At 59.5% G+C, this 24,890-nt stretch carries 22 protein-coding genes and 1 pseudogene; 15 read left to right on the forward strand and 8 right to left on the reverse strand.

The window, feature by feature from the left end; genetic code table 11:
- From ASD32_RS07935 to ASD32_RS07960, 6 genes and pseudogenes are all read right to left on the reverse strand, one after another.
- Positions 1–1,036, reverse strand: a pseudogene (locus ASD32_RS07935) (four-carbon acid sugar kinase family protein).
- Positions 1,037–1,180: 144 nt separating this feature from the next.
- A complete protein-coding gene (locus tag ASD32_RS07940) occupies positions 1,181–2,563 on the reverse strand; it encodes an FAD-dependent oxidoreductase (RefSeq protein ID WP_060637467.1) in 1,383 nt (460 codons plus the stop codon).
- 50 nt (positions 2,564–2,613) lie between these two features.
- The gene (locus ASD32_RS07945; protein WP_060637468.1) at positions 2,614–3,849 is read right to left on the reverse strand and encodes a hypothetical protein; all 1,236 of its coding nucleotides are present in this window, start codon (positions 3,847–3,849) and stop codon (positions 2,614–2,616) included.
- Positions 3,850–3,948: 99 nt separating this feature from the next.
- The gene (locus ASD32_RS07950) at positions 3,949–4,956 is read right to left on the reverse strand and encodes a sugar ABC transporter substrate-binding protein (RefSeq protein WP_060637469.1); all 1,008 of its coding nucleotides are present in this window, start codon (positions 4,954–4,956) and stop codon (positions 3,949–3,951) included.
- A gap of 209 nt (positions 4,957–5,165) precedes the next feature.
- A complete protein-coding gene (locus ASD32_RS07955) occupies positions 5,166–6,236 on the reverse strand; it encodes an ABC transporter permease (RefSeq protein ID WP_244490128.1) in 1,071 nt (356 codons plus the stop codon).
- 110 nt (positions 6,237–6,346) lie between these two features.
- Positions 6,347–7,867 (reverse strand): sugar ABC transporter ATP-binding protein, encoded by a 1,521-nt coding sequence (locus tag ASD32_RS07960; RefSeq protein WP_060637471.1) that lies wholly within the window; start codon positions 7,865–7,867, stop codon positions 6,347–6,349.
- A 569-nt stretch (positions 7,868–8,436) separates the two neighbouring features.
- On the opposite strand from ASD32_RS07960, the gene ASD32_RS07965 reads away from it, so the two are divergent.
- Genes ASD32_RS07965 through ASD32_RS07990 form a run of 6 tightly spaced genes read left to right on the forward strand, consistent with a single transcriptional unit; the run spans position 8,437 to position 13,275 of the window.
- Positions 8,437–9,159 carry a FadR/GntR family transcriptional regulator gene (locus tag ASD32_RS07965; RefSeq protein WP_244490129.1) on the forward strand — a complete coding sequence of 241 codons (723 nt, stop codon included), beginning with the start codon at positions 8,437–8,439 and terminating at the stop codon, positions 9,157–9,159.
- 1 nt (position 9,160) lies between these two features.
- Positions 9,161–10,159: a D-erythronate dehydrogenase gene (gene denD, locus ASD32_RS07970; protein WP_060637472.1), complete on the forward strand. Its 999-nt coding sequence runs from the start codon at positions 9,161–9,163 to the stop codon at positions 10,157–10,159.
- Position 10,160: 1 nt separating this feature from the next.
- A complete protein-coding gene (otnK, locus tag ASD32_RS07975) occupies positions 10,161–11,411 on the forward strand; it encodes a 3-oxo-tetronate kinase (protein ID WP_060637473.1) in 1,251 nt (416 codons plus the stop codon).
- Positions 11,408–12,043, forward strand: coding sequence for an aldolase (locus ASD32_RS07980; protein WP_060637474.1), 636 nt, complete (start codon positions 11,408–11,410; stop codon positions 12,041–12,043). Before otnK ends, ASD32_RS07980 begins: the two co-directional genes overlap by 4 nt.
- A 5-nt stretch (positions 12,044–12,048) precedes the next feature.
- The gene (locus tag ASD32_RS07985) at positions 12,049–12,825 is read left to right on the forward strand and encodes a TIM barrel protein (protein WP_060637475.1); all 777 of its coding nucleotides are present in this window, start codon (positions 12,049–12,051) and stop codon (positions 12,823–12,825) included.
- A gap of 33 nt (positions 12,826–12,858) precedes the next feature.
- Positions 12,859–13,275 (forward strand): heme-binding protein, encoded by a 417-nt coding sequence (locus ASD32_RS07990; RefSeq protein ID WP_060637476.1) that lies wholly within the window; start codon positions 12,859–12,861, stop codon positions 13,273–13,275.
- 208 nt (positions 13,276–13,483) lie between these two features.
- Here ASD32_RS07990 and ASD32_RS28910 read toward each other — a convergent pair whose 3' ends face one another.
- Positions 13,484–13,630, reverse strand: coding sequence for a DUF1127 domain-containing protein (locus ASD32_RS28910; protein WP_082546688.1), 147 nt, complete (start codon positions 13,628–13,630; stop codon positions 13,484–13,486).
- Between the two features lie 168 nt (positions 13,631–13,798).
- A complete protein-coding gene (locus ASD32_RS07995) occupies positions 13,799–14,677 on the reverse strand; it encodes an NAD(P)-dependent oxidoreductase (protein ID WP_060637477.1) in 879 nt (292 codons plus the stop codon).
- 298 nt (positions 14,678–14,975) lie between these two features.
- Here ASD32_RS07995 and gcvA point away from each other — a divergent pair, with 298 nt between their 5' ends.
- The 9 genes from gcvA to dhaL all read left to right on the forward strand — a co-directional run bounded on the left by gcvA (position 14,976) and on the right by dhaL (position 24,702).
- The gene (gcvA, locus tag ASD32_RS08000) at positions 14,976–15,872 is read left to right on the forward strand and encodes a transcriptional regulator GcvA (RefSeq protein ID WP_060637478.1); all 897 of its coding nucleotides are present in this window, start codon (positions 14,976–14,978) and stop codon (positions 15,870–15,872) included.
- Positions 15,873–16,302: 430 nt separating this feature from the next.
- Complete coding sequence (locus ASD32_RS08005) at positions 16,303–17,310, forward strand: TRAP transporter substrate-binding protein (protein ID WP_060637479.1); 1,008 nt, start codon at positions 16,303–16,305, stop codon at positions 17,308–17,310.
- Between the two features lie 2 nt (positions 17,311–17,312).
- Positions 17,313–17,906, forward strand: coding sequence for a TRAP transporter small permease (locus ASD32_RS08010; protein WP_082546689.1), 594 nt, complete (start codon positions 17,313–17,315; stop codon positions 17,904–17,906).
- Positions 17,906–19,165 carry a TRAP transporter large permease subunit gene (locus tag ASD32_RS08015; RefSeq protein ID WP_060637638.1) on the forward strand — a complete coding sequence of 420 codons (1,260 nt, stop codon included), beginning with the start codon at positions 17,906–17,908 and terminating at the stop codon, positions 19,163–19,165. The genes ASD32_RS08010 and ASD32_RS08015 overlap by 1 nt, the downstream gene beginning before the upstream one ends.
- Before the next feature lie 141 nt (positions 19,166–19,306).
- Positions 19,307–20,158 carry a transketolase gene (locus ASD32_RS08020; RefSeq protein WP_082546690.1) on the forward strand — a complete coding sequence of 284 codons (852 nt, stop codon included), beginning with the start codon at positions 19,307–19,309 and terminating at the stop codon, positions 20,156–20,158.
- Between the two features lie 11 nt (positions 20,159–20,169).
- Positions 20,170–21,213, forward strand: coding sequence for a transketolase family protein (locus ASD32_RS08025; protein ID WP_060637481.1), 1,044 nt, complete (start codon positions 20,170–20,172; stop codon positions 21,211–21,213).
- A 68-nt stretch (positions 21,214–21,281) separates the two neighbouring features.
- Positions 21,282–22,040: an SDR family NAD(P)-dependent oxidoreductase gene (locus tag ASD32_RS08030; protein ID WP_060637482.1), complete on the forward strand. Its 759-nt coding sequence runs from the start codon at positions 21,282–21,284 to the stop codon at positions 22,038–22,040.
- Between the two features lie 54 nt (positions 22,041–22,094).
- A complete protein-coding gene (locus ASD32_RS08035) occupies positions 22,095–22,913 on the forward strand; it encodes a TIM barrel protein (RefSeq protein WP_060637483.1) in 819 nt (272 codons plus the stop codon).
- Positions 22,914–22,947: 34 nt separating this feature from the next.
- On the forward strand, positions 22,948–24,702 hold the full coding sequence (dhaL, locus tag ASD32_RS08040) for a dihydroxyacetone kinase subunit DhaL (RefSeq protein WP_060637640.1): 1,755 nt from the start codon (positions 22,948–22,950) through the stop codon (positions 24,700–24,702).
- Positions 24,703–24,890 lie beyond the last annotated feature (188 nt).

Consider the following 24,890-nt stretch of genomic DNA (forward strand, 5'->3'; position numbering starts at 1 on the left):
CTATCCAGTCTTGTGGCGCATCCGGCCTGCAATTTCTTTGAGCGTGTCCGGTTGTCCAAATCCACCGGATTTCGCGATAATGCAATGCCCTTGCGCATGCGCCAAGCCCAGCCCCGGCAAGCATTCACCCAGGAGGCGAAACCCTGTGATCCCCATCTTTTTCAAAATCGCCTCTGCAGTCGCACCACCGGCAAAAAGAATCGTCGATGCCCCGTCTGTCAAGGAAGGGCAGACGCTTTCTGCAAGAGCCTGCGATACCTGCTCGCTACTGACGTTTCCTTCGCCCGGAACGGCCTGCACAAGCGTCAAGGTGCTGCCATCCGCCTTGATGCCGTCAAGGCGCCCATCCGGCGCTTTCAAATGGCGGATGGTTTCATCGCGGCATAGAACATCGATTTGGGCCAGCGTGATGTCATCACGCGAGCCAATGACGAAAACGCCCGGTCCCACGGGAACATCGGCGGCAACTGAAGGTGCATTTCCACTCATCCGCTCAGCCAGCGCCTCGGCGAGGCCGCGTGCTCCAACGAGCAAGTCGATGCCGTCTGCCTCCGCCTGCATAAGCGAGCCAACCATCTCATCATGCGTCGAAATATCGGGAATTTTGGCACGCGCCGCATGCGAACCCAGCCTGCCGGCAACGGATATGGGCCGATCGACACCAAATCCCGTCACGCAGCCGTCTTTGACGATACGGCCGAAGGCCGGAATTGCGGGGATGACAAGAGCGGTCTTAAAGGGCATGGCGTCCAGTTCGGCAGCAATATGACCCTTGAGACGTGAATCCAACTTCTTGAAGAAACGTGTTCCGGCCGGCACGGCTGCGACCGCAGCCTCAATCTGCCGGCGGGCGGCAGCAGCACCGCCCTCGCGAGATGCGAGATGCGAGATTGATCGACAGAATCTGCGGGTTTTTGTCGAGCGCTTGTGCAATTGCGCTGACACCTAATGCCACTTCCACATGCATACCGCGCGCCGCAAACGGCGCCGCAGAATCCAACGAACCCGTCAGATCGTCAGCAAGAATGGCCAGCATACCGCGCCCCAGATAATGTTGTTATCTTATTTTCCCCATTTCTCATTGAAATGTCAACGAGTTTAGAAATAAGATTACAAATCAACTTGGCTTCTTCCGCCCGAGCACGGAAAGCAGGCGCTCGACTGCGTTGCCTTTGGCGTTTTAACCAGCCTGCTTCAGCACATCAGGCACGTCCTCGCCCGGGGTCCCGAGCCAGACCTTGAGTTCCCGCAGCCTGGTCTGGATATCGCCGACAGCGATCGCTGATGTCGGCACGCCACGGCTGGCAGCCAAGGCAGCACCGATCGCCGCTGCTTCGCCGGTCATCGTGCAGGCAGGCACGTTGCGGGTGGAACCGAAGGCGATGGCATCAGCCGAGATGCAGCGGCCGGCCATGATGATGTTGTCGATCTTGAGCGGGATCATCGTGCGATAGGGGATGCCATAGCCGATGCCGACGTGATCCATGATGGCTCGGCTGCCGCCGGGCTCATGTACATCGACGGGGGAATTGCAAAGGCCGATTGCATCCTCGAACCGGCCATTGCCGCGAACATCAGCCTCTGTGATCGTATATTTTCCGGTGATGCGGCGGGTTTCGCGAATGCCGAGCTTGGGCGCGACCTCAAGAAAGATCGCATCCTCAAACCCTTTGACGAAGCGCTGCAGGAAGTCGAAGGCGCAATAAGCCTGTTTGCGGATTTCGATTTCCGCCTTGCTGAGATCGCGGTCGTCCAGTCCGTTACCCTGGAAGCGGGTGACGTTGACGCTGATCTCGCCGGGGATCAGACCCGTCTTCATGGTGATGTGGTCTTTCGGGATGATCCAATCGAAGCCGTCGGCCACCTTGTCCTTGATGCGCTGCTGGAAGCCGGTGAGCAAAACGGCCATCGCATAATCTTCATTTCGATTGCCGGCTTCCTTCGGATAGACAACTTCCCACATGTCAGCACGGTTTGCCTCACAATCGGCGATCAGTGCCGGAACATTGACGTTCAGAACACGAAAATACGAAGTGATCGGCTGCGTCAGCCCGTCGGCTTCACGGCCAAGCATGAACTCGGCCCCTGCAAGGGCTGCTACATCGCCATCTCCAGACGCATCGATGAATGCCTTGCCCAGTACCAGGCTCTCGCCGGATTTGGTGCGGATGATCAACCCGTGGACTGCATTGTCCTTCATCACCGTCTGCACGACCATAGCGCGCAGCAACACTTCGACGCCGGCTTCCTCTACCATCTCGATGATGACGCGCTGCATGACTTCTGCATCGAACGTCCCGGTATATTTGCCCCAATAGGATTCGCGCACGCGGCCGTCTGCCCCCTTATAGCCGACGCAGCGGTCAAGCATTTCGTGGAAAATTGGCGAATTGATCAGCCCAGTCGGTTTCGTCAGTCTGCCACCGGTGATCAGGCCACCGAGAAAGCCGGTGCCTTCAAGCAGCAAGACCTTTGCGCCTTCGCGCGCCGCGCGGATGGCAGCGACGATGCCGGAGGAACCGGCGCCGGTGACAACGACATCATACGAGCCGAAGAGGTTCATGGGAGTAGTCCTTTCAGATGCGATGGAAATGGCGAGCGTCTGCCCTGCCCTTACCCGTTGAATTCCATGATGTAGAGACCGGCATTGTAATCGGTCACGTAGATGAGGCCCGTCTTGTCGACGAAGATGTCGCAGGTCTGGATGATCGGCTTCTTGCCGGGACGCTGGTCCATCATCGAGCGCGGCGGCGGCGGCACCAGGGCCCCGACCTCCTTCGGCTGGCGGGCGTTGGCGATATCGAAGACCCGGACCCCGGCATTCTGCCAGGTCGAAAAGATCAGTGTCGAACTCTGGAAGGTTCCCGGCCGGTTCTCGTGGATATTGTGCGGGCCGTAATGCGCGCCCTTGTGCGGATAATCCGCATCCATTGGCGGCGGCATGGTCGAAACCGGCACCGGATTGGCCGGATCCTTGACGTCGAAAATCCAGATATTCTTCAAGCCGTCCTCAAAATCGTCGAGCACAGCCTCGTCCAGCACAACCAGCAGATCGCGATCAGCGAGCGGTAGGCAATTATGCGTCCCGCCCTGGAACGGCGGCGACCAGTTGACGTGTTTGATCAGTTTTGGATTGGCGCGATCGGCGACGTCCATCACGACCAGACCGGCATCGCGCCAGGCGCCCCAAGCAATATCTCCGTTGACGAGCGCATGGTGCAATCCGAACTTCCGGTTCGCGTCCCATGAGGGCTTTTCCCCTGCGGCCTGGTGCATCCCCGGCAGCGCATAACGCCCGGCCTCGCGCGGATGCGAAGGATCGGACATGTCGATGGTCATGAAGATGAAATCCGTGTAGCCGTCGAGCAAGGCCGAAACATAGGCCCAGCGGCCGCCCGTGTACCATATGCGGTGAATACCGCCCGACACCGGCATGAAGCCGATCCGCTTCGGCTGACCGGCACTGGTAATATCGTAGACGGCAAGGCCAGCGTCCCAATTACGGGCGCTTGCCGGCGCTATGGTTCCAAGCGCTGTTCCAGCGGATGCCTTGTAGTAGCTCGCCTCATCGGCAAAGGCAGCATCGGCGAAGACGTCCTTGCCGTGAATCACCAGCAACAGATTATCGGCCACCTGCAGGTGGACATTCCAGGTATTCGGCGGGGCAGCCACATAACCGGCCGGCTTCGGGTTCTTCGGATCCCGCACATCGACAATGGAGAACCCTTGACTGAAAAGATGGCCGATATAGGCGAATCCGTTCTCCACCATGACCTGGATCCCATCGGCACGGCCGCCCTGGTCGCTGTGCCCGATGAGGCGCATGTTGCGGGCATGGTCCGGCGTCATGATATCTGTCGTGTTCACTGCAAGCTCCTGATCGTCAATCGCATTCGGCAGAAATCAGGGATGCGGCGGGCCGCACCCCTGTTGTTCATCGGGGGCAGATCACTTGACCATGTTGCCCCAGTTGTCCTTGCTGTCGACGTTTTCCTTCCAGATCATCACCGGCTGGATCAGCGTTTCCTTGGCAACCGGCTTGCCTGCAAAATGGTTTTCCATTTCGCCAACGATCGAAGAGCCCATCGAGAACGGATTTTGACCGACGTCGGCATCCTGCGTTCCCTCGCGAATACGCTGCAGGCCGAGCGGCGTGCCGTCGAAACCGATGACCGGAATGTGTCCTTCTTCGCCTGGTTTTTTCAGGCGGTCGATCTGGCGGAGCGCCGAGACGACACCGCGGATCATTTCATCATTGTGCGCCCAGATCGCCGAGACATTCGGATCGCGGGTGAACGCATCGACGGTCAGCGTCTGTGCGTTGTCGGCGGTCCATTCGGCTTTCAGGGTTTCGATCTTGATGTCCGGATATTTTGCGTCCATCTGATCGTGGAAACCCTTGTAGCGCTTTTCCGACTGGCCGGAACCAATCGCGCCGCGAACTTCCAGCACCAGCCCCTTGCCGCCTGTGACCTTCGCCACGGCATCGGCAGCGGCAGCGCCGCCGGCAACATCGTCAAAGGTATTATAGGCGACCCACTCCCCTTCCGGCGGCAGGTTTTCCAGCATGAACAACGGGATCTTGGATTCATTCGCCTTGCGCACCCCGCCCTGCAGCAGCGTCGCATCGACAGGGTTCAGCAGGATGATGTCCGGCTGCTTGCTGACCACGTCGAGCAATTGTGTTGTCTGGGTGCTGGCATCGCCCTTGCCGTCATAGACCGAGATGGTCATGCCCTTTTCGGCTGCCAGTTTCTTGACGTGATCGACCAGCGTCACCTGGTACTCGTATTGCAGGCCGAAGGCGATATAGGCAAGGCTTTTGCCCTTCAGTGCGCTGTCCTCGGCAAAGGCGGCTGAGCCGAAACCAACGCCTGCGATTGTGAGTGCCGCTGCACCTGCAGCAAGGCTCATAAAAGTCCGTCGTGTCGTCTTTATTGTTGTGTTGATATCCATGGTTTTTCTCCTCCCAATTGGACCACTGCTTCCGGTTGACAGGCAACAGACCTCCGCCATGGGCCGCTTCCGGCCATGTGGTATTGTCGATGCTGTCGCGAAAAGGCACGTTCAAGGATCAGGCCATGCGTTCTCCATCAACGCGTCCCACCGGCCTGCTTCACAGATGCGGCGATCCGCCCCTGCTCCTTGCCATCATGTTTGTTCTGCTAGGACGGCTTGGGCTGTTTGCCGGCTTTCGTTGCAATCACTTTCTTGCGCATGCCCGCCTCCAGATAATTTCGCCGGTAGACATCGAGGGCGGCGGCGGCGGCAATGACCAATCCGCTCACCACCGAGTCCCAGTTCGGCGGGACGTTCAAGAGATTGACGGCATTTTGCACGAGGCCAAGCAGCAGAACGCCGAGCAGCATGCTGCCCATATTGCCTTCACCCCCAAACAGGCTGACACCGCCGATGACGACTGCTGCAATCACCGCAAGTTCCATACCCTGGGCAGCGGTTGCCGCGCCGGCCTCGAAGCGAGCGGTGATCAGCAGGCCGGCAACCGCCGACATCAGCCCCGAGATCATGAAGGCTGCGATGATGACACGTTCCGTCTTGATGCCGGCGAGCCGTGCAGCCAGCGGATTGCCGCCGGTGGCATAGACGGAGCGGCCAAACCGCGTGCGCGACAGGACGACCTGGGCAATGGCGGCCAGCACCAGTGTCAGGACAATGACGCCGGGAATACCGAAGATGCGGCTTGCCTGCAGTTCGACGAAAATCTTTGGCACGGGCGCAATATTGGTGCCACCGGAATAGATGTAGGCAAAACCGCGCGCAATCGTCATCGTCGCAAGTGTTGCGATCAATGGCGGAATTCTGAGCTTCGTTACGGCGAGGCCATTGATCATGCCGACGCCCAACCCGGCAAAAAGTGCGGCGATGATGGCGATCTCGGGCGGAAAGCCTTGAAACTGGACCAATCCAACGGAAAGCACCGACGACAAGACGAGAACGGAGGCAACCGAGAGATCGATGCCGGAGACCAGAATGACGAAGGTCTGACCGATTGCCACAACAGCGATGATGGTTGCCGATTGCAGCACGTTCTCGATATTGCGCATCGTGGCGAAAACCGGGCTGAGCGTGGTCATGACCAGGCTGCCCAGCAGGATGACCGCCATGAGGCCAAGGCTCTGTACGAGGTCGATGAGCGAAAGCCTGCCGCGCAAGGCCGAAAGTCCGCCGGATCGTCGCGGCACGAGATCGGTCATGGGTGTATTCTCCACTGCCATTCCTTCATTCTCCTTGATGGGGTCACTGCGCGCATCGCCGGGATGCAGACATGCAGGCACCACGCTATGAATATGTCTACGCCTTCGGACCGTCCCGAAAGGGCAGTGCCCTACCCGGTTGTGGCAAAGCTCATGATCGTTTCGCTGGTTGCCTCTTCCCGTGTCAGCGACGCGGAAATCCGGCCCGAACGCATCACCAGGACACGATCGGTCAGCGTCAATATTTCCGGCAGTTCCGAACTGATCAGCAAAATCGCCATGCCGCCCTCGGCCAGCCGTAGGATCAGTTCGCTGATTTCCGATTTCGCTCCGACATCGATACCCTTGGTAGGCTCGTCGAGGATCAGAAGTTTAGGCTTGCGCGCCAGCCAGCGGGCGAGCACCACCTTTTGCTGGTTACCGCCCGACAGGGTCGAAACACGCGTGTTCGAAGACGGCGTCTTGACCGCCAGCGCCCGGATCTCGCGATCAGCGATCTGCTGTTCCTTGGCCATGTTGAGGAAACCAAAGCTGGAGATGCGATCGAGCAGGCTGAGAGTCACATTGCTTTTGACGCTCATCAAGCCGACCAGCGCCTGCCGCCGGCGGTCTTCCGGAACCAGGCCGATGCCGGCTTCGATGGCGGCTTTGGGATCATTCGGGCGGATCGCATCACCGCCGATCTCGACTGAACCGCTGTCATACGGGTCGATACCGAAGATGCAGGAAGCAAGCTCGCTGCGGCCTGCCCCGACGAGGCCGGACATCCCAACGATCTCACCGGCCCGCACCTCGAAAGAAATGTTGCTGAGGACATTGTCGCGAGAAAGATTGCTGACCCTCAAAACGACATCCCCGACAGGCCGCTTGCTGATGACGGTATCGCGAACCTCGCGGCCGACCATCATCCGGATGACCTTGTCATGATCGAGTTCCGAAATCGGCCGGCTGCCGACAAGGCGGCCGTCGCGCAGCACCGTCACGCGGTCGGCGATCCTGAAAACCTCATCCAGCCAATGGGACACGAACACGATAGCCATGCCCTTGCTTTTTAAATCGTCCACCACCGCAAAGAGCCGGTCAATTTCGGGTGGCGACAACGACGTGGTCGGCTCGTCCATGATCAGCACTTTGGAATCCTCGGAGATCGCCCTGGCGATCTCGACGAGTTGCTGGTCTGCGGAAGACAAACGCCCGGCGGGTGTCGATGGATTGAGATGCGGGGCAACGCGCGCAAGCGCGGCTGCGGCCTTATCCCGTTGACGCCGCATCTGCAGCCAGCCATAGCGCGTCGGCCAGCGGCCAAGCATGATGTTTTCCGCCACGGACATGGCCGGAACCAGATGCGCATCCTGGTGAATGGTCGCAACGCCAATATGGTGCGCAGACGAAGGATCGGCGTGCAGAACCGCGCCATCAACGGTGATCTCGCCGCTGTCCGGCGCATAAAAGCCCGCCATCATCTTGATCAGAGTGGATTTGCCGGCACCATTTTCGCCAAGCAGCGCGGTGACTTCTCCAGAACGCACGTCGAAATCGACATTGTCGAGCGCCAGGACGCCAGGAAACGACTTGGTAATACCGCGTGCCACCAGCACGGGGCGCGGTGCCTCGTCATGCAAGGACAAAGCATCGCTGCCGGCAGCGCTCATGACATCCACCCGGAAAGGGCACACTTGCCTCTGGCGATCACGTGCATCGAATTCCTCCCTCACCCATCACCGGCTCCTCCAGAAACCAGATGCAAACCGAAAGAGCATGACCCGTTCGCTGCGATGACCGGCACGCTATTGTTCCGTTATCGGCTTGTCAACTGGTAGTTATAGCGGACCAGTTGATTTTTCGTTGCGGGGGCCGCTCTGACACGATTCAGGTTAAGGATGCGATGGAAATTTTGAGGCCGGGGAAGTATGCGGCTTCCGCGTCAAAACGGCCGCTGCTTTCGCATCTGCAACAAAATGGCATTAATTATGAAAATACAAATATTTGATAAATAAAAATTTTCCGGGAAACGCTTCCGCACGACAGGGAAACCGGCTTCGCATTCGCGCCGCATGATGCGATATTTGTGGAAGAGGAACTCGCGAATTTATTTTTTTACACGTGACAGCGGCAAATCTTTGGTTTAACTGGTCCAACGAACAGTCCAGTTGTTGGTGAGCATATGTCAGCGCCGCTTTCTCCTTTACATGAAACAATCCACAAGCAGACCGCCAAAGAAATGATCCGCGACAAGATCGTTTCCATGATTGCTTCGGGCATCCTGCAGGTGGGTGACGAACTGCCCAGCGAGCGCGAACTGGCGACAATGCTGATGGTCAGCCGCGAAACGGTGCGCGGCGCGGTGCAACGCTTGGCCGCCGAAGGTATCGTCCAGGTATCACAAGGCGCACGCACGCGGGTGGCACGGGTAGACGTCGAGGTCAGTACCCAAAGAATAGGCGTCACCAACCCAACGTCGATCAACGGCTATAGTTTGGACGCCGTCCACGCCGCCCGTCTTCTGGTCGAAACGGCCGTGGTTGCCGACGCGGCCAAGCATCTCAGCGATGACGACATCCGGCGGCTGGAGGATTCCATCGCGGCCCAGCAGATGGCTTGCAATGATCCCGTCCGCTTTCTCATCTGTGACCGGGAATTCCATTTGACGATCTACTACGCATCATCGAACCGGCTGCTCGCCGATTTCGTCGTCGATCTCTATACCTATATGCTTGACCACCGGCGCATTGCCATGGCCCAGCCTGGCGCCATCGAAAAGAGCCTGGAGGACCACCGGTTCATCGTTCGCGCGTTGAAAATGCGCAACCCCGATGCTGTATCGGCCGCTTTCTCAGAGCATATCCTGCGCATCCACGATACCAGCCTTGCGGTCGATGAAGGAAAAAGCGTCAGGACGGCGCGCCCCTTTAGCGTCACGGACGGCAACAAGGAGTCCGTCTGACATGAACATATTGATCATTGGCGCCGCCGGCATGCTTGGCCGCAAACTTGTCCATGCGCTGATTGCCAAGGGCACGGTTGTCGACCGGCCCATCCGTCGTCTGGTGCTTGCAGACATTACGGCGCCGGAACGTCCGGACTTCGACGGTGAGATCGAAACGATTGCCGCCGATCTGTCGCTGCCGGGTACGGCCGAACACTTGATCGCATCGCGACCGGACCTGATCTGCCATCTGGCAGCCATCGTCTCTGGCGAGGCGGAAGCCGATTTCGAGAAAGGCTACCGTGTCAATCTGGACGGCACCCGGGCGCTGTTTGAAGCCATCCGGATTGCCGGGCAAACAGACGCCTATTGCCCCAAAGTGGTCTTTACGTCCTCGATCGTCGTCTTCGGGGAGCCTCTGCCGGATGTCATTGGCGACGACCATTGCCTGACGCCCCTGACCAGCTACGGAACCCAGAAAGCCATCGGTGAATTGTTGCTCGCCGATTATTCCCGCCGCGGTTTTCTGGATGGTATCGGCATTCGTCTGCCGACCATCTCCATCCGGCCCGGCAAGCCCAACAAGGCTGCATCCGGCTTCTTTTCCAGCATATTACGGGAGCCGCTGATCGGCGAAGAGGCCGTGCTTCCGGTCAGCGACACCGTGCGCCACTGGTTTGCCAGCCCGCGCGCGGCTGTGGACTTCATCGTGCACGCCTGCGAACTGAATACCGAGCAGCTCGGGTCCCGCCGTACGCTGACCATGCCAGGCCTTTCGGCCACAGTCGGCGACCAGATCGAAGCGTTGCGCCGCGTGGCCGGCGATGACGCCGCCAAACTCATCCGCCGCGAAGCCAACAAGACCGTTGCCGATATTATCTCCGGCTGGCCGCAGAGTTTTGATGCGAAACGCGCCGAAGCGCTTGGTTTCAAGGCCGAAATATCGTTCGATGACATCATTCGCGTCCATATCGAGGACGAACTGGGAAATACGCTGTCGGCTTGGGAGCGAGCGTAACATGCTGCTGGGCGCTGTAGCCGACGATTTCACCGGGGCAAGCGACCTTGCCAATACCCTTGCCAAAGGCGGCATGGCAACAATGCTCTTTGTCGGGCCGAACGGGGAGACGGGCGACTGCGAAGCCGGTGTGGTCGCACTGAAAACCCGCTCCATTCCGGCGAACGAAGCAGTCGCACAGTCTGTGGAAGCCGCGCGTTGGCTGCTCGCGCAGGGCTGCCAGCAAATCCTCTTCAAATATTGCTCGACATTCGATTCGACACCGTCCGGCAATATCGGGCCGGTGGCAGAAGCCCTTCTTGATCTTCTTGGGGCAGACGTGGCGATCGTTTGCCCCGCATTTCCGGCGACAGGCCGCCGGATCTTCATGGGACATCTCTTCGTCGGTGACCGGCTGCTCAACGAGTCCGGTATGGAAAACCATCCCCTGACGCCGATGACCGACCCTGATCTGCGCCGCTGGCTTCGGCGGCAGACACAAGGCGAGGTCGGCCATGTCTCGCTTGATAGCATTCGCGCCGGAAAAACTGTCCTGGCGGAAGCGATAGCTGCGGAAAGCCATGCCTCCAGGCGGTTGATCGTGGCCGACGCGATTGCCGACGATGATCTGCATGCGCTCGGCAAGGCAGCGGCAGAGCATAAACTCATCACGGGCGGCTCGGGCGTCGCTATCGGTTTGCCGCAGAATTTTCGCGATCAAGGCCAACTGTCGAACGAGAGGATTTCATTCCCTGAAGTCAGCGGACCCGGAATCGCACTGTGCGGTTCCTGTTCGTCCGCGTCGCAAAAACAGGTCGGCCAATACCTCAAACACAGGCCCGGCCTTGCCATCCACCCCAGCGCCTTAATGGAGGGCCAGATCGACGTGCCCCGCGCGCTCGACTGGATCAACAGCCGGAAGGACCACGAGCCGATGATCTACTCGACGGCTGACCCGGCCGCTGTCTCCGATGCGCAGGCCCATTTCGGTCGTGACGTGGTCGCCGCGGCCATCGAACGGTTCTTTGGCGATCTTGCCCGGACGCTCGCAGACAACGGCACTCGCCGCATCGTCGTCGGTGGCGGCGAAACCTCCGGCGCTGTCGTCGAGGCTCTGCGGCTGCAGAGCCTGCAGATCGGCGCGGAGATCGATCCGGGCGTTCCAGCACTGTTTGCCGATCGCAATGGTCCGATCGGAATTGCGTTGAAGAGCGGCAATTTCGGCTCCGAAGATTTCTTTGCTAAAGCCATGAAGAGGGTCGGACGCGCATGAACGATAATGAACTTCGCCACGACATCGTCAAATGGGGACGCTCGCTGTTTGAGCGCGGACTGACGGCTGGATCCTCGGGAAACATTTCGGTCCGGCTGGACGACGGATATCTCACCACACCGACGAATTCTTGCCTCGGGTTCCTCGATCCATCACGTCTAAGCCGGCTCGACGTTGCCGGCCGGCAGATTTCTGGTGATGTGCCGACAAAGGAACTGCCGCTGCATTTCGCATTCTATGAGCAGCGCCCGCAGGCCCGCGCCGTCGTTCATCTGCATTCCACCCATGCCACGGCGCTGTCCTGCCTTTCGGATGTCGATCCGCTGGACGCGGTACCTCCGATTACCCCCTACGTGGTCATGCGAGTTGGGCGTGTGCCCATCGTTGCCTACACGAGACCTGGCTCCGCCGATATCAAGCCGCTGATCGAGAAGATCGCGGGCAGCCACGCGGCAGCACTCTTGCAAAATCATGGCCCCATCGTTGCCGGCAACACATTGGATGCAGCCGTGTTTGCCATTGAGGAACTGGAGGAGGCCGCCAAGCTTGTCTTTCTGACACGCGGCATGGCCGTACGGATGCTGGACCAGAATGCGATTGCCGATCTCGATCAACATTTTAAACTGAAGTGAAACCCATGTCACGTTTTTCAGCAAACCTCGGGTTTCTCTGGCCGGACAGGCCACTTCTTGAGCGTATCGAAGCTGCAGCAAATGCGGGTTTCAAAGCGATTGAGCTACATTGGCCGTACGAGGTTCCAGCAGAGGCCGTTCGCGCGGCTTGTTTGAAAAATCAGCTTATTCTTCTTGGTTTGAACACCGCGACTGGCGACGCAGCCAAGGGTGAGTTCGGTTTGGCAGCACTTGCTGGGCGGCGCGATGATTTCAAAGCGTCCCTCGATCAGGCGATCGCTTACGCGCACGCCTCCGGAGCTTCCTCCATCCATGTGATGGCCGGCGTGGTGCCGGATGATGGCAAGGAGCAGGCGCGCCGCATTTTTGCGGAAAATCTCACCCTGGCTGCGGAAAAGGCTCCTGATCTAACCATTCTGCTGGAGCCGATCAATCAACGTGACAAGCCGGGCTATTTCTACTCGACGATCGGGGAAGCGGCATCGCTGATCGACGAGATCGGTCTGGCGAACATCAAAATCATGTTCGATGTCTACCATGTCGCAGTCAGCGAGGGCGATGTCCTCACCCGATTGAGGAAATACCTGCCTCTCATCGGCCATGTGCAGATCGCTGCCGTGCCCAGCCGGGCTGAGCCCGACGAAGGGGAAATAGCCTATCCCGCAATTTTTAAAGAACTTGATCGGCTTGGCTACACGGGTTGGATCGGGTGCGAATACAAGCCTCGAGCGCGAACAGAGGAAGGATTGGGTTGGACCAGCGCTTTGGGTATTTCACTTTGAGGCTGTGTCGGCATCATTAAAATGGGGACATAAATGCTAGCGACCAAGACATCTCTCACCATCGCAGCAGCCAAGGCCATCGCTGACGCTTGTGAAAAAGAAGCCAAGTCTAGGGGGCTTCGCGTTGTTATTGCAATTGTGGATGATGGCGGCCATCTTCAGCTTCTTCATCGCGACGACGGCTCTCAAGTCGGCAGTGTTGAGATCGCAACCTTGAAAGCCCGCACGGCTGTGTTGTTTCGCCGGAACACAAAAGCCTTTCAGGATGTGATTGAGGGCGAAGGACGTTATGCGCTTCTTTGCATTCCAAACGGCATTCCGCTCGACGGCGGCGTTCTCCTCAAGGCCGGCGAAGAGATCATCGGTGCAATCGGCGTCAGCGGCGCGAGTGACGAGGATGACGGCGATATCGGACGTGTCGGTGCGGCGATCCTTGCATCGGCAAAGTAGCCGGGTCATCCTTTGATCAAGCGATGCCCTCTCCTAGACATGATCGAGTAAACGCCTTGGACTGATCTCCCAATGGCTGAGCAAAATCGCCAAGCAATCCATCGGATTTGGATCGACGGGCAATGCGAGGGCTGTCCATCACCGTCAGACTGCGACGTCAGTCGCCATGGCGAGAAGGGCTGCGTAAAGCAATACCGTGCAGTTTTGCTCAGAGCCAAGAGGCGGCGCGTGCGACGCTGCGGATGTCAGCGCGGTCGATACCCAGATCGTGCAGTTCGCGTGCGCTCATGCGCCCCAGTTCGATAATGGTTTGGCGGTATTTACGCCAAGCGTTGAAAGAGCGCGCGACATTCATGATGATCCCTTTCCCGAAGGTCCGTTGGACGTCCGGAACCGCGTCGGGTTCCGCCGTCTTTCATGTCATCATCATAATTGCTCGCGTCTTGCCCGAATATCGACATTGCATCAGGCCAGCCATGCATAAAACGCATTGCGCCTTAATCATTGCTTAAAAAGCCGCCTTTTACGGCTGGCCACGGTTCAACAAGTCGTAGGACCGGATCACCTGGCTGTCGTCGATTGCGCCATCGCCCCGCCCGCTGGTGGCGAGAAACATCTGGTAGGCGGCAGCGGCAAGCGGGAGCGCGGCTTTTGCCTCACGGCCGGCCTCCAGAACGAGGCCGAGATCCTTCACGAAGATATCAACAGTGCTCGTCACAGCAGGATCGTCCTGCAGCATGCGAGGTCCGCGATCCTTTAGCATCCAGCTCGCGGCCGCAGATCCGCTGAGAATTTCGAGAATGACCTTCGGGTCGATGCCGACCTTGTTGGCAAGGGCAAAGCCTTCAGCGGCAACGGCGATATGGACGCCGCAGAGCAACTGGTTGACCACCTTCACCGTCGCGCCCTGCCCGGCTTCGGTTCCGACATGGAAGAGCTTGTCGCCCAAGGCCCGCAAGACGGGCGCCATCCGCTCGAAAGCCGCCTTTGGCGCTCCAACCATAATGCTGAGCGTGGCCGCCTCTGCTCCCGCGACACCGCCGGACACTGGCGCATCCAGAAACGAGCGCCCCGTCTTTTCGACGCGCGCGGCCATGGTTTTGACCGCGCCCGGCGGACAGGTGGCCATCAATACGACGGTACCAGCCGGCGCGAGCGCGTCGAGCACGCCGCCGTCAAACAGAGCCTGTTCAGCCTGAGCTGCATTGACGACCATGAGAATAACCGCATCTGCACCGGCCGCCGCGGCTTGCGCCGTAACGGCAGGCTTACCGCCATTGGCAGCAAACGCAGCCACGGCGTTCGAATTGAGATCGTATCCGGCAAGCGGGAAGCCTGCCAAGATCAGATTGCGGGCCATGGGCGTGCCCATGGAACCAAGGCCGATAAAGGCAATGTTCATATCGGATTTCCTCGAAATAAGCCGTCCGGCCTGGTTCGGGGAACCTCGTCATCTCGGCAGCGACAAGACCATTGATGTCTTCCCGGCAGACTGGTTTTCAAACCGCTCTGCCACCTCCCTTGCAATGCGAAACTCCTCCACCCAGACCGGGGTCAGCCGGTCAGTTCACATAAGTTTAGAAAGCAGCTTGCAAATGTTCAAACGAATTCGGGGCTCTGATTGTTGAATTCAGCTCAACCAAATGTCAGGAATGCATCGGTTGATTTCAGCGATCGAGCGACGTAATGGGAGTGGGACCATGAGGAAAATGCCGTCTTTGAAGTCGCTGCAGGCATTCGAGGCTGCAGCCCGTCGCGGCTCCTTTGCCGCCGCTGCGAACGAATTGCATGTTACAGCGAGCGCTATCAGTCATCAAATCCGGTTTCTCGAACAGGAGGTCGGCGTCAGCCTGTTTCATCGCAACACCAGAACGATTGCGCTCACCGATGTCGGGGAAAGCTATTTTCAGAGCGTGTCGGAAGCTTTTACCACGGTCGAGGCCGCAACCCGCGATATCGAGCGGCACGGCAAATCCGACATCCTGACGGTTCACTCCGTTCCCAGTTTCGCGGCACAATGGCTGATGCCGCGCCTTGCACGTTTCAGTGCGCAGCACAGCAGCATCGATGTTCGCCTTCATGCGTCGGCGGACCCTGTCGATCTCAATGCAGGGCTCGTGGACATCGACATTCGCTACGGCAGCGTTCTACCCACACGCGGCGTGGTGACCATGACGCTTCCGGAAGAGGCCATCATGGTCTTCTGCGCACCGGATGTCATTGCTCGCGGTCCGATAAAAGAGCTATCGGACCTTCGTCATCACACGCTCATTCATTCCGAAGTCAACCTGCTCAGCTGGCGCGGATGGTCCAAGCGTCATGGCGATGTCCCTCTGGATTTCGACAGAGGTCCCCGTTTCGACCGCTCGTTCATGGCCATCAGTGCTGCGGTCGATGGTCTGGGAATTTGCCTTGAAAGCCATTTGCTCGTCGAGCGCGAACGGCAAACCGGCCGCCTCGTTCCGCTCTTTGAAAATCACCATGAGATGATCGCCTGTCACAGCTTTTCAGTGCTGAAAGCCAAGCAGAACGTGCCGAAAATCAAAGCCTTTCAGAAATGGATTCTGGAGGAGTTGATACGGTCCAAATACAAGTAGGATTGCATGCGATTATGACGCAAGCTCGGACAAGCTGGATGCGGCCGCACGGCTGGCCAACGCAGAACGGTGAATTAGATTCATGAATAAAGCTTCATTTCGCGTTTGACCTAACGACCTGTCCAAACAAAGATCAGGAACAGAAGGTCCGGTTGGAGGAAATTTCGGACCTTTGGATACAGATCAGGCACGCGTGGTCGCAAGATCGTCTGCCGATCCGTTTGGGAGGAGTTCCGGATGCTGTTATCAAGCAACGATTTCGTGCGCGCTCGCATCATTATCTGCCGTGCCGTTCGGTATCGCGCTTGTAATGCATCACCTGTTTTCCCCCTGTATCAATGCTGACATGACCATTTGCGCCGACGGCCTCGCCCCGGCGCGATTGACAACACTCGTTTGACCATCATCGTCACAGGGAGGACTTTCAACGATGAACCTGACACTCAACCGACGCGGCTTTCTGGCCGGCACAACGGCCCTTCTCGCAGCGCCCGTCATCCTAAGTTATCCGCGTGGCGCACAGGCCGCCGTGACCATGACGCTTGGCCACAACGCCGCTCCCGGCAACCCGCGCGGCGCTGCTGCAGATGAATTTGCACGTCTCGTCACGGAAAAAACGGGTGGGGAATATGCGGTGCGCGTCGCCGGCGCCGAACAGCTTGGCAACGAGCAGTCGTTGCTGACCAGCCTTCGCACCGGCGCCGTCGATATGACCGTCAACAGCCAGGGATCCTGCGCCGCTCTCGTGCCTGAAGTCGCTGCCCTTGGTCTTCCTTTCCTGTTCGACAACAGCGCTGCTGCCTTCAAGGTGCTCGAAGGCGACACCGGCAAAGCGCTGGCTGAGCGGTTTGCCACCGTCAACATGGTGCCGCTTGGCTGGTGGGATAACGGTATCCGCCAGATCACCAATTCCAAGCGCCCGATCAACAAGGTCGCCGATCTCGCGGGCCTCACGATCCGCACGCCCCCGGATCCGATGACCATCGATATCTTCAAGACATTGGGCGCCAATACCGAGCAGATCAGTTTCGGCGAACTCTATATCGCGCTTCAGCAGGGCGTCGTCGATGGGCAGGAGAACCCGCTGACCAATATCGCGAGTTCCAAGCTGTATGAGGTGAACCCGTTCATTTCGATGTCCGGACACAAATGGGAAGTCTCGCCGTTCCTCATCTCTCAGATTCGCTGGGCGCAATTCGACGACAAGCAGAAAGCGGCGATCCAAGAGGCGGCCGATGGCGCGACCACGATGCAGCGCGGCCTGATCAAGGACGCCGAAGCGAAACATCTGGCAACCTTCAAGGCCAATGCGAGCCTGAAGATCAACGAGGTCGACAAGGACGATTTCCGTAAGGCATCCGAGCCAGTCGCTGAGATCTGGAAGGCCAAGCCCTTTGGCGAATTCGTCACCAATCTCATCGCAGCTGCAAAGGGCTGACCATGATTGGACCAGACGATACACCGCGGGAGAACCTGGGTAACTTCGCCATGGTTACCAGCCATCCGCTCACACCCATGCTCCGCCTCGCCAATGGGCTCGATCGTTTCGTCGCCGTCGTGGCGCGTACCATTGTGCTGGTCTCCGGCTGTGTCCTTCTGGTCCTGCTGTTCGGTAACGTCGTCGCCCGTTATGCTATGGGCGGCGGCTTCTCCTTTGCACAGGAGCTACCGGAGCGGATATTCCCCTTCTTCATCATGGCGGGTGTGGCGCTCGGTGTTCAGCACGGTGGCCATATGGCTGTCGAAATGCTGCCGGAAATGCTCGGCCGTCGCGCAGAACAGGTTTTCCGCATCCTGGCCCAGACCATCGTCATCATCGGCCATGCGGTCATGGTCTATGTGACGGTTCAGGTTGCCAATATCTCGTGGATCGACCTCAGCCCGGTTCTCAACATGCCGGCTAGCTATAGCTACTACGCGCTCGCAGGAGGGTCGGCTGCCGTCATCATCGCAACCGTGGCTCTGGTCATTCGCGTCACGATTATCGGTCCCGAGGCCATGCCCGTGCCGACCCCAGAGGAGACAGGCCAATGATGAGCCTTGCCATGATCCTTATCTTTTGCGTGCTGATGATGCTGGCGGTTCCCGTCGGTCATGGCCTTATCATATCGTCAGCTGCCGCCATCTTCTTCTTTGGCGGACTGCCGCTCAGCATCGTCGCGCAGCAGCTTTATCAGCAGACCCAGTCCTTCCCGATGCTCGCCATGCCTTTCTTCATGCTGGCAGGTACGCTGATGCTGGGCGGTAAACTTGGCACGGAACTGCTTTCGTTTGCCTCAAAGGTTATGGAGCGCTGGCGCGGAGGTCCGCTTGCAACGACGGTCGTCGCCTCGGTGGTCTTCGGCGGCGTGTCGGGTTCGGCAGTTGCCAATGCCAGCGCGCTCGGTTCCGTGCTGATCCCGTGGCAGAAGAAACAGGGCTACCCTGCGGCCCTTTGCGCCGCCAACAACTCCACATCCGCCGTCATTGATATCCTCATTCCGCCATCTATCCCGCTCATCCTCTATTCTCTGGTCAGCGGTACCTCGATTGCGGACCTGTTCACGGCGGGCCTCCTCCCAGGCGTCCTGCTGGCAGGCGGACTTTTGCTCACCTGCAACTGGATTGCCCGCCGTCGCGGTTTTTCCAAACCCGAGCGCTCCGCAACGATGCGGGAGCTTGGCCGCCTCGCCTTCTTGTCCAGCCCCGCACTGATGCTGCCGGTTCTCATCCTGCTCGGATTGCGCTTCGGCATTGCCACGCCGACGGAAATCGCCGTGCTGGCGGTCGTCTATGCCCTGATCATGAGCGTGTTCTTCTACCGTGACATCACGTGGACACGGTTCAAGGGCAACATGATCGAGGCAGGCATCGCCACCGGCGTCGTCATGCTCGTCATCATCGGCAGCGCCGTCTGCGGCTGGATCCTGACATTCGACCAGGTGCCGGAGCGCTTTGCCGAATGGATCGGCGCCACGGTCCATAACCCGATCCTGATCATCATGTGCATGAACATCCTGCTGCTATTGGTCGGCATGCCGCTCGACCTGCCGCCGTCGATCCTGCTGCTTGGGCCCATCTTTGTGCCGCTCGCCGCCACGATCGGTCTCGATCCGGTCCAGCTCGGGCTGATCATGGTGCTAAACCTTGGCATCGGGCTCTATACGCCGCCCATCGGAACGACCCTGTTCATATCAGCATCGATCGCCAAGACATCGCTTGGCGCCACTACCCGTGAGCTCTGGCCGTTCTTCCTGGTATCGATGATCGTGCTTCTCCTGGTGAGCTACGTACCGGCGCTGACCATCTACTGATCCAAGGTGGCGCGGCCGTTACGCCGCCGCGCCTCACCATCACCGCGTCCATCCACCGCATCGACGATCCCCGGATCGCCGAATGGACCCTGTCGTGCCTTCGCATGACGCCATTCGTACTGAATACAAGGAGAAGCACCCATGAGTGGGACCATCGCCACCCATCTGCCGAACATGAGCCTGCCACGCCGCGCGTGGGAAATCCGTCGCAAAGCCGTGCGCATGGGCGAAGTTCAGGGGCAAGGCTATGTCGGCCAGGCCCTCGGCATCGCAGACGTCCTTGCCGTGTCCTATTTCCATGCGCTGACCTATCGGCCCGAAGACCCGGAATGGGAAGGACGTGACCGCTTCCTGCTCTCCATCGGCCACTACGCCATCGCGCTTTATTCCGCCTTGATCGAGGCCGGCATCCTGCCCGAGCAGGAGCTGGAAACCTACGGAGCCGATGACAGCCGTCTCCCAATGTCCGGCATGGCCGCCTACACGCCCGGTATGGAGATCACCGGCGGTTCGCTCGGCCAGGGTCTCGGCATCGCCGTCGGCATGGCGCTCGGCCTCAAAGCGAAGAAGAACGCGGCTTTCGTCTACAATCTCATGTCGGACGGCGAACTTGGCGAAGGGTCGACCTGGGAAGCGGCAATGTCGGCGGCCCACCACAAGCTTTCCAACCTCGTCTGCATCGTCGATTTCAACGACCAGCAGGCCGATGGCAAATCCACCCAGATGCTCAGCGCGGAACCCCTCTCTGAGAAATGGACCGCCTTCGGCTGGCACACACAGCGGGTGGACGGCAACGATATGGACGCGCTTGTCGCCGCCTTTGATGTTGCCCGCAACCTCGAAGATGCAAGGCCCCGGGTCATCATCTGCGACACGCTGATGTGCAAGGGCGTGCCGTTCCTCGAGACCCGGGAAATCACTCATTTCGTGCGCGTAGAACCGGAGGAATGGCAGATGGCGCTCTCGGTGCTCGACGCAAACCGACCGGCTTGAAGGATAAAGCCATGACAGCAAACAGAAATTACGATCCCCATCGCAAGTGGGAACCCCGCATTCCCAAGCCTGGTGAAGGCGGCAAGACCTCGGCCATGATCGCTTCGCTCGCAGCCGAAGGTTACGACACGGTGTCGGCCCCGTTCGGCCATGCGCTAGTCGAGCAGGCCCGCAACAATAACCGTATCGTCGGCCTGACCGCGGATCTCGCGAAATATACCGACCTGCATGTCTTTGCCGAGGCCTTTCCCGAGCGCTTTTACCAGATGGGCATGGCGGAGCAGGTGATGATTTCGGCCGCCGCCGGCATGGCGCGCGAGGGGTTCATTCCCTTTGCCACAACCTATGCCGTCTTTGCATCGCGCCGCGCCTACGACTTCATCGCCATGGCGATCGCCGAGGAAAACCTGCCGGTCAAGATCGTCTGCGCGCTTCCGGGCCTTACGACCGGCTATGGCCCGAGCCATCAGGCGACCGAGGATCTCGCGATTTTCCGTGGCCTGCCAAACCTGACGATCATCGATCCCTGCGATGCGATCGACGTCGCCGAGGCCGTTCCCGCCATCATCGCCCATGACGGTCCGGTGTATATGCGCCTGCTGCGCGGCAAGGTGCCGTCCGTCCTGCGCAGGCATTGCCCGGACTACACGTTCGAACTCGGCAAGGCCAAGCTGGTGCGGGATGGCACGGATGCATTGGTGATCGCGTCGGGTTTCATGACCATGCGCGCGCTGGATGCTGCCATCGAACTGGAAAAAGACGGTGTCTCGGTTGGCGTGCTGCATTGCCCGACGATCAAGCCGCTCGATACGGAGACAATCCTGGCCGAGGCCGCAAAAGGTGGCCGCCTCGTCGTCACGGCGGAAAACCACACCCGCATCGGCGGGCTCGGCGAGGCCGTGGCATCGACGCTGCTGACCAATGGCGTGACGCCAGCATTCCGCATGATCGGTCTGCCCGATCAGTTCCTCGACGCCGGTGCGTTACCCACACTGCACGACCGGTACGGAATCTCCACCGCTGCAATGCTTTCCCAGATCCGCAGCTGGCTCTGACCACAAACGCAAAATCCACATCACCCTCCTCGCCTGGGGCGAGACATGGAAAGAAAAAGGAAATTTTAATGGCAAACGCTCTGCTCGAGGGCAAATTCGCAGTCGTGACCGGTGCCGCATCCAAGCGCGGTCTGGGCAAGGCCACGGCCAAACTCTTCGCCGAACATGGCGCGACCGTCGCGATCCTCGATCTCGATGAAGCTGCGGCCAAGGAAGCCGCAGCCGATCTTGGCGCGCAGCATGTCGGCATGGCCTGCAATGTCACCGACCTAGATGGCATCACAACGGTGATCGAAGCCCTTATTGCGAAATGGGGTCAGATCGACATTCTCGTCAACAATGCCGGCATCACCCAGCCGCTGAAGATCATGGATATCGGACCGGAGAACTACGACGCCGTGCTCGACGTCAACCTGCGCGGCACGCTCTATTGCAGCCAGGCGGTAATCCCGCACATGCGCGGCCGCAGAACCGGCAAGATCGTCAACCTCTCCTCCGTTTCGGCCCAGCGTGGCGGCGGCATTTTTGGCGGACCGCACTATTCTGCTGCAAAAGCCGGCGTTCTGGGCCTTACCAAAGCCATGGCACGTGAACTTGCGCCCGACAATGTCCGCGTCAACGCTATTTGCCCGGGCTTCATCGCGACGGACATCACCGGCGGCATGCTGACACCCGGCAAAATGGAAGAGATCAACGCTGGCATCCCCATGGGCCGCGCCGGCACGGCGGATGATGTCGCGGGCTGCGCGCTGTTCCTCGCATCCGATCTGTCGGCCTATGTCACCGGCTCGGAAGTTGATGTCAACGGCGGCTCGCTGATCCACTGATATCTCAAGCGGCGCCTGACGGGCGCCGCCCTGCCCTCAACGGAGAACAGCATAATGAAACTCGGATTGGGCAGCTATGCCTTCCGCTGGTCGATCGGGATCAAGGACCTGCAGCCCACCACGCCGATGACGGCAATAGAGGTTCTGGAGATTGCCCATGCGCATGGCCTTAAGCTGGTACAATATGCCGATAACCTGCCGCTCGACCGTCTGACGCCGGAAGAACATCGGGCGCTGAAGGCGCGTGCCGACAGCTACGGCATGTCTCTGGAACTCGGCACGCAATCCTTCGACGCGGTGGAGCTTGCACGCTACATCCCGATCGGCAAACGCATTGGCTCCAGGATCCTGCGGGTCGCGCTCGACGCGGAAGACGCGCTGATCCCCGTGCCGGAACTGGCGGCACAGATCCGCGACCTGCTGCCGGACGGAAAAGCGGCGGGCCTGCGGTTTGCGATCGAGAATCACTTCAACTATCCCTCCTCCCGGATGGTCGAACTGCTCGACGCCGTGGCCGACGAGGCACTCGGCGTCTGCCTCGACGTCGCCAATTCCATTTGCGCTGGCGAATGGCCGATGACGACGGTGAAGATGCTCGCACCCTACACAATCAACCTGCATCTCAAGGATTATCAGATCACGCCCGATCCATACGGCGTTGGCTTCCGCATTCACGGCACGCCGCTTGGCGATGGCCGGGCTGAGATTTCGGACATTCTCGATTGCCTTGCGCATTGCCCGGATGACATGAGCTGCATCCTCGAACATTGGCTGCCCCAGACACTCGACATGGAAGCCACGCGCCGCATGGAACACGAATGGCTGGAACGCACGGTGGCCGCCGCCAAACGGCTGGTCCCCGGCAACCACTGAAACCCACATCCGAACAAACCGGACCGGAATGATCATGACCCAGAAAACCAAGAAGCTCATCAACGCGCCCGAGAATATCATCCCGGAATTCATCGACGGCTTCGTCAGTGCCCATGCCGATATTTTGGCGGTGGAAGGGCCGACCGGCCGCGCTGTCGTCGCGCGACATGGCCCGCGCGATGGTAAGGTCGGGATGGTCGTCGGGGGCGGTTCGGGTCACGAGCCTGCCTTTGCCGGCTATGTCGGCCGGGGCCTGGCCGATGCCGCAGCAGTCGGCAATGTCTTTGCCTCCCCCTCGCCCCAACATATTCTCGACGCCGGGCGCGCTGCCGATGGTGGTGCGGGCGTGCTGTTTCTCTACGGCAACTATACCGGCGACGTTTTGAACTTCACGATGGCGGCCGAAGAGCTGCAGGCAGAGGGAACGCCCGTCAAACAATTTGCCGTTTCCGACGACATTGCATCTGCTCCGTTCGAGCGGCGAACCGAACGGCGGGGCGTTGCGGGAGATTTCTTCGTTTTCAAATGCGCCGGTGCTGCCGCCGATCGTGGCGAAAATCTCGACAGCGTGCATGCCGCCGCAATGCTTGCGAATGACCAATGCCGGTCGATGGGGGTCGCTCTTGGCGCCTGCTCGCTGCCGCAGACAGGCACCCTGAATTTCGAGATCGGCCCGGAGGATATGGAAATCGGCATGGGCATCCATGGCGAACCCGGCATGCGCCGCGAAAAGCTGGCGCCTGCCGATACCGTCACGGATGTGCTTATGGAGCCCATCCTGAAAGAACTGGCGCTTGATAGCGGCGATCGCGTGGCTGTCCTCGTCAACGGACTGGGCGCGACGACGCAGCTCGAACTCTTCGTCATCTACCGCCGCGTTCGTCAGATCCTTGATGCCTTGGGTATCGGCATCCATGCCAACTGGGTCGGTGAATATGCCACATCGCTGGAAATGGCAGGCGCCTCCGTCACCCTCCTCAAGCTCGATGACCAGTTGACCCGCCTACTCGATCATCCCTGCCGCACACCAGCGCTCACCGTGGGCGATGCAGGCAAGGCAGCGCCCATAACGCAGCGGTCGGAACGCAAGGTTCGAGCCGTCAAAAGGGACGTTGCTATCGACCGCGCGGCGCTTTTGACATCCGGCAGCGTCACATCATCAATTTTCGTGCAGATGATGATGGCGATTGCCGACACGATCCGCACCGAAAAAGACCATCTGTCCCAACTCGACGGTGTACTGGGCGACGGCGATCACGGCGTCACCATGGATATCGGCTGGACGGCGGTGCGCAATGAACTGGAAAACGGCACCGATAACGGGGTGATTGTTGAAGTCTGCGAGCGCATGGCACATGTGTTTCTGACCGCTGTCGGCGCGTCCTCCGGTCCGCTCTATGCCAGCGGCTTTCGCGGGGCTGGTAAGGCCGTCGCCGATCGGCTTAATCTCGATGGCGCAGCCATGGCCGCGTGGATTAAAGGCATGAGCGACGGTATACTTTCGCGAGGCGGCGCAAGCCCTGGCGACAAGACGATGGTGGATGCCTGGTTTCCAGCAGCAGAGGCCGCCGTCAAGGCAGCGCAGTCGGGTGCGGACGAGCTTGCGGTGCTGATCGCCGCGCGCGATGCGGCAAAAGCAGGCGCGGAACACACAGCAACGATCGAGAGCCGCCGCGGCCGGTCCGCGAAGCTCGGTGTACGCTCGGTCGGCCATATCGATCCCGGAGCTCTGTCAGCCTATATGATCCTCCGCGCCATGACCGCGTCGTTGCAAAACGCTTCGGCGTGAGCCTCTGCGAGCAAAGAGCCGCTGACCTGCGAAGCTTGCGCGTCGTGTCAAGTTCAGGCTGCCCCACATAGCTTCGCGCACCTCATTATCAACCAGATCGACCGTTGAGCCTCGGCAGCATTTGGCCCACCGTTCCGTTTATCCACGAAATCAGGTGTGGTGGTTTGCGTGCCCATGACTTTCTAGTC

This window comes from Rhizobium sp. Root483D2 (assembly GCF_001426685.1).
Taxonomy (GTDB): domain Bacteria; phylum Pseudomonadota; class Alphaproteobacteria; order Rhizobiales; family Rhizobiaceae; genus Pararhizobium; species Pararhizobium qamdonense.

Excerpts from the sequence above, each read along its gene's own strand:
- otnK (WP_060637473.1), top strand. The coding sequence starts at position 10,161 with ATGCTGCTGGGCGCTGTAGCCGACGATTTCACCGGGGCAAGCGACCTT.
- ASD32_RS07965 (WP_244490129.1), top strand. The coding sequence starts at position 8,437 with ATGATCCGCGACAAGATCGTTTCCATGATTGCTTCGGGCATCCTGCAG.
- ASD32_RS28910 (WP_082546688.1), bottom strand. The coding sequence starts at position 13,630 with ATGAATGTCGCGCGCTCTTTCAACGCTTGGCGTAAATACCGCCAAACC.
- ASD32_RS08015 (WP_060637638.1), top strand. The coding sequence starts at position 17,906 with ATGAGCCTTGCCATGATCCTTATCTTTTGCGTGCTGATGATGCTGGCG.
- ASD32_RS07940 (WP_060637467.1), bottom strand. The coding sequence starts at position 2,563 with ATGAACCTCTTCGGCTCGTATGATGTCGTTGTCACCGGCGCCGGTTCC.
- ASD32_RS08025 (WP_060637481.1), top strand. The coding sequence starts at position 20,170 with ATGACAGCAAACAGAAATTACGATCCCCATCGCAAGTGGGAACCCCGC.
- ASD32_RS07945 (WP_060637468.1), bottom strand. The coding sequence starts at position 3,849 with ATGACGCCGGACCATGCCCGCAACATGCGCCTCATCGGGCACAGCGAC.
- ASD32_RS07980 (WP_060637474.1), top strand. The coding sequence starts at position 11,408 with ATGAACGATAATGAACTTCGCCACGACATCGTCAAATGGGGACGCTCG.
- ASD32_RS08030 (WP_060637482.1), top strand. The coding sequence starts at position 21,282 with ATGGCAAACGCTCTGCTCGAGGGCAAATTCGCAGTCGTGACCGGTGCC.
- denD (WP_060637472.1), top strand. The coding sequence starts at position 9,161 with ATGAACATATTGATCATTGGCGCCGCCGGCATGCTTGGCCGCAAACTT.
- ASD32_RS07955 (WP_244490128.1), bottom strand. The coding sequence starts at position 6,236 with ATGGCAGTGGAGAATACACCCATGACCGATCTCGTGCCGCGACGATCC.
- dhaL (WP_060637640.1), top strand. The coding sequence starts at position 22,948 with ATGACCCAGAAAACCAAGAAGCTCATCAACGCGCCCGAGAATATCATC.
- ASD32_RS08020 (WP_082546690.1), top strand. The coding sequence starts at position 19,307 with ATGAGTGGGACCATCGCCACCCATCTGCCGAACATGAGCCTGCCACGC.
- ASD32_RS07950 (WP_060637469.1), bottom strand. The coding sequence starts at position 4,956 with ATGGATATCAACACAACAATAAAGACGACACGACGGACTTTTATGAGC.
- ASD32_RS07990 (WP_060637476.1), top strand. The coding sequence starts at position 12,859 with ATGCTAGCGACCAAGACATCTCTCACCATCGCAGCAGCCAAGGCCATC.
- ASD32_RS08035 (WP_060637483.1), top strand. The coding sequence starts at position 22,095 with ATGAAACTCGGATTGGGCAGCTATGCCTTCCGCTGGTCGATCGGGATC.
- ASD32_RS07960 (WP_060637471.1), bottom strand. The coding sequence starts at position 7,867 with ATGAGCGCTGCCGGCAGCGATGCTTTGTCCTTGCATGACGAGGCACCG.
- ASD32_RS08010 (WP_082546689.1), top strand. The coding sequence starts at position 17,313 with ATGATTGGACCAGACGATACACCGCGGGAGAACCTGGGTAACTTCGCC.
- ASD32_RS07995 (WP_060637477.1), bottom strand. The coding sequence starts at position 14,677 with ATGAACATTGCCTTTATCGGCCTTGGTTCCATGGGCACGCCCATGGCC.
- gcvA (WP_060637478.1), top strand. The coding sequence starts at position 14,976 with ATGAGGAAAATGCCGTCTTTGAAGTCGCTGCAGGCATTCGAGGCTGCA.
- ASD32_RS07985 (WP_060637475.1), top strand. The coding sequence starts at position 12,049 with ATGTCACGTTTTTCAGCAAACCTCGGGTTTCTCTGGCCGGACAGGCCA.
- ASD32_RS08005 (WP_060637479.1), top strand. The coding sequence starts at position 16,303 with ATGAACCTGACACTCAACCGACGCGGCTTTCTGGCCGGCACAACGGCC.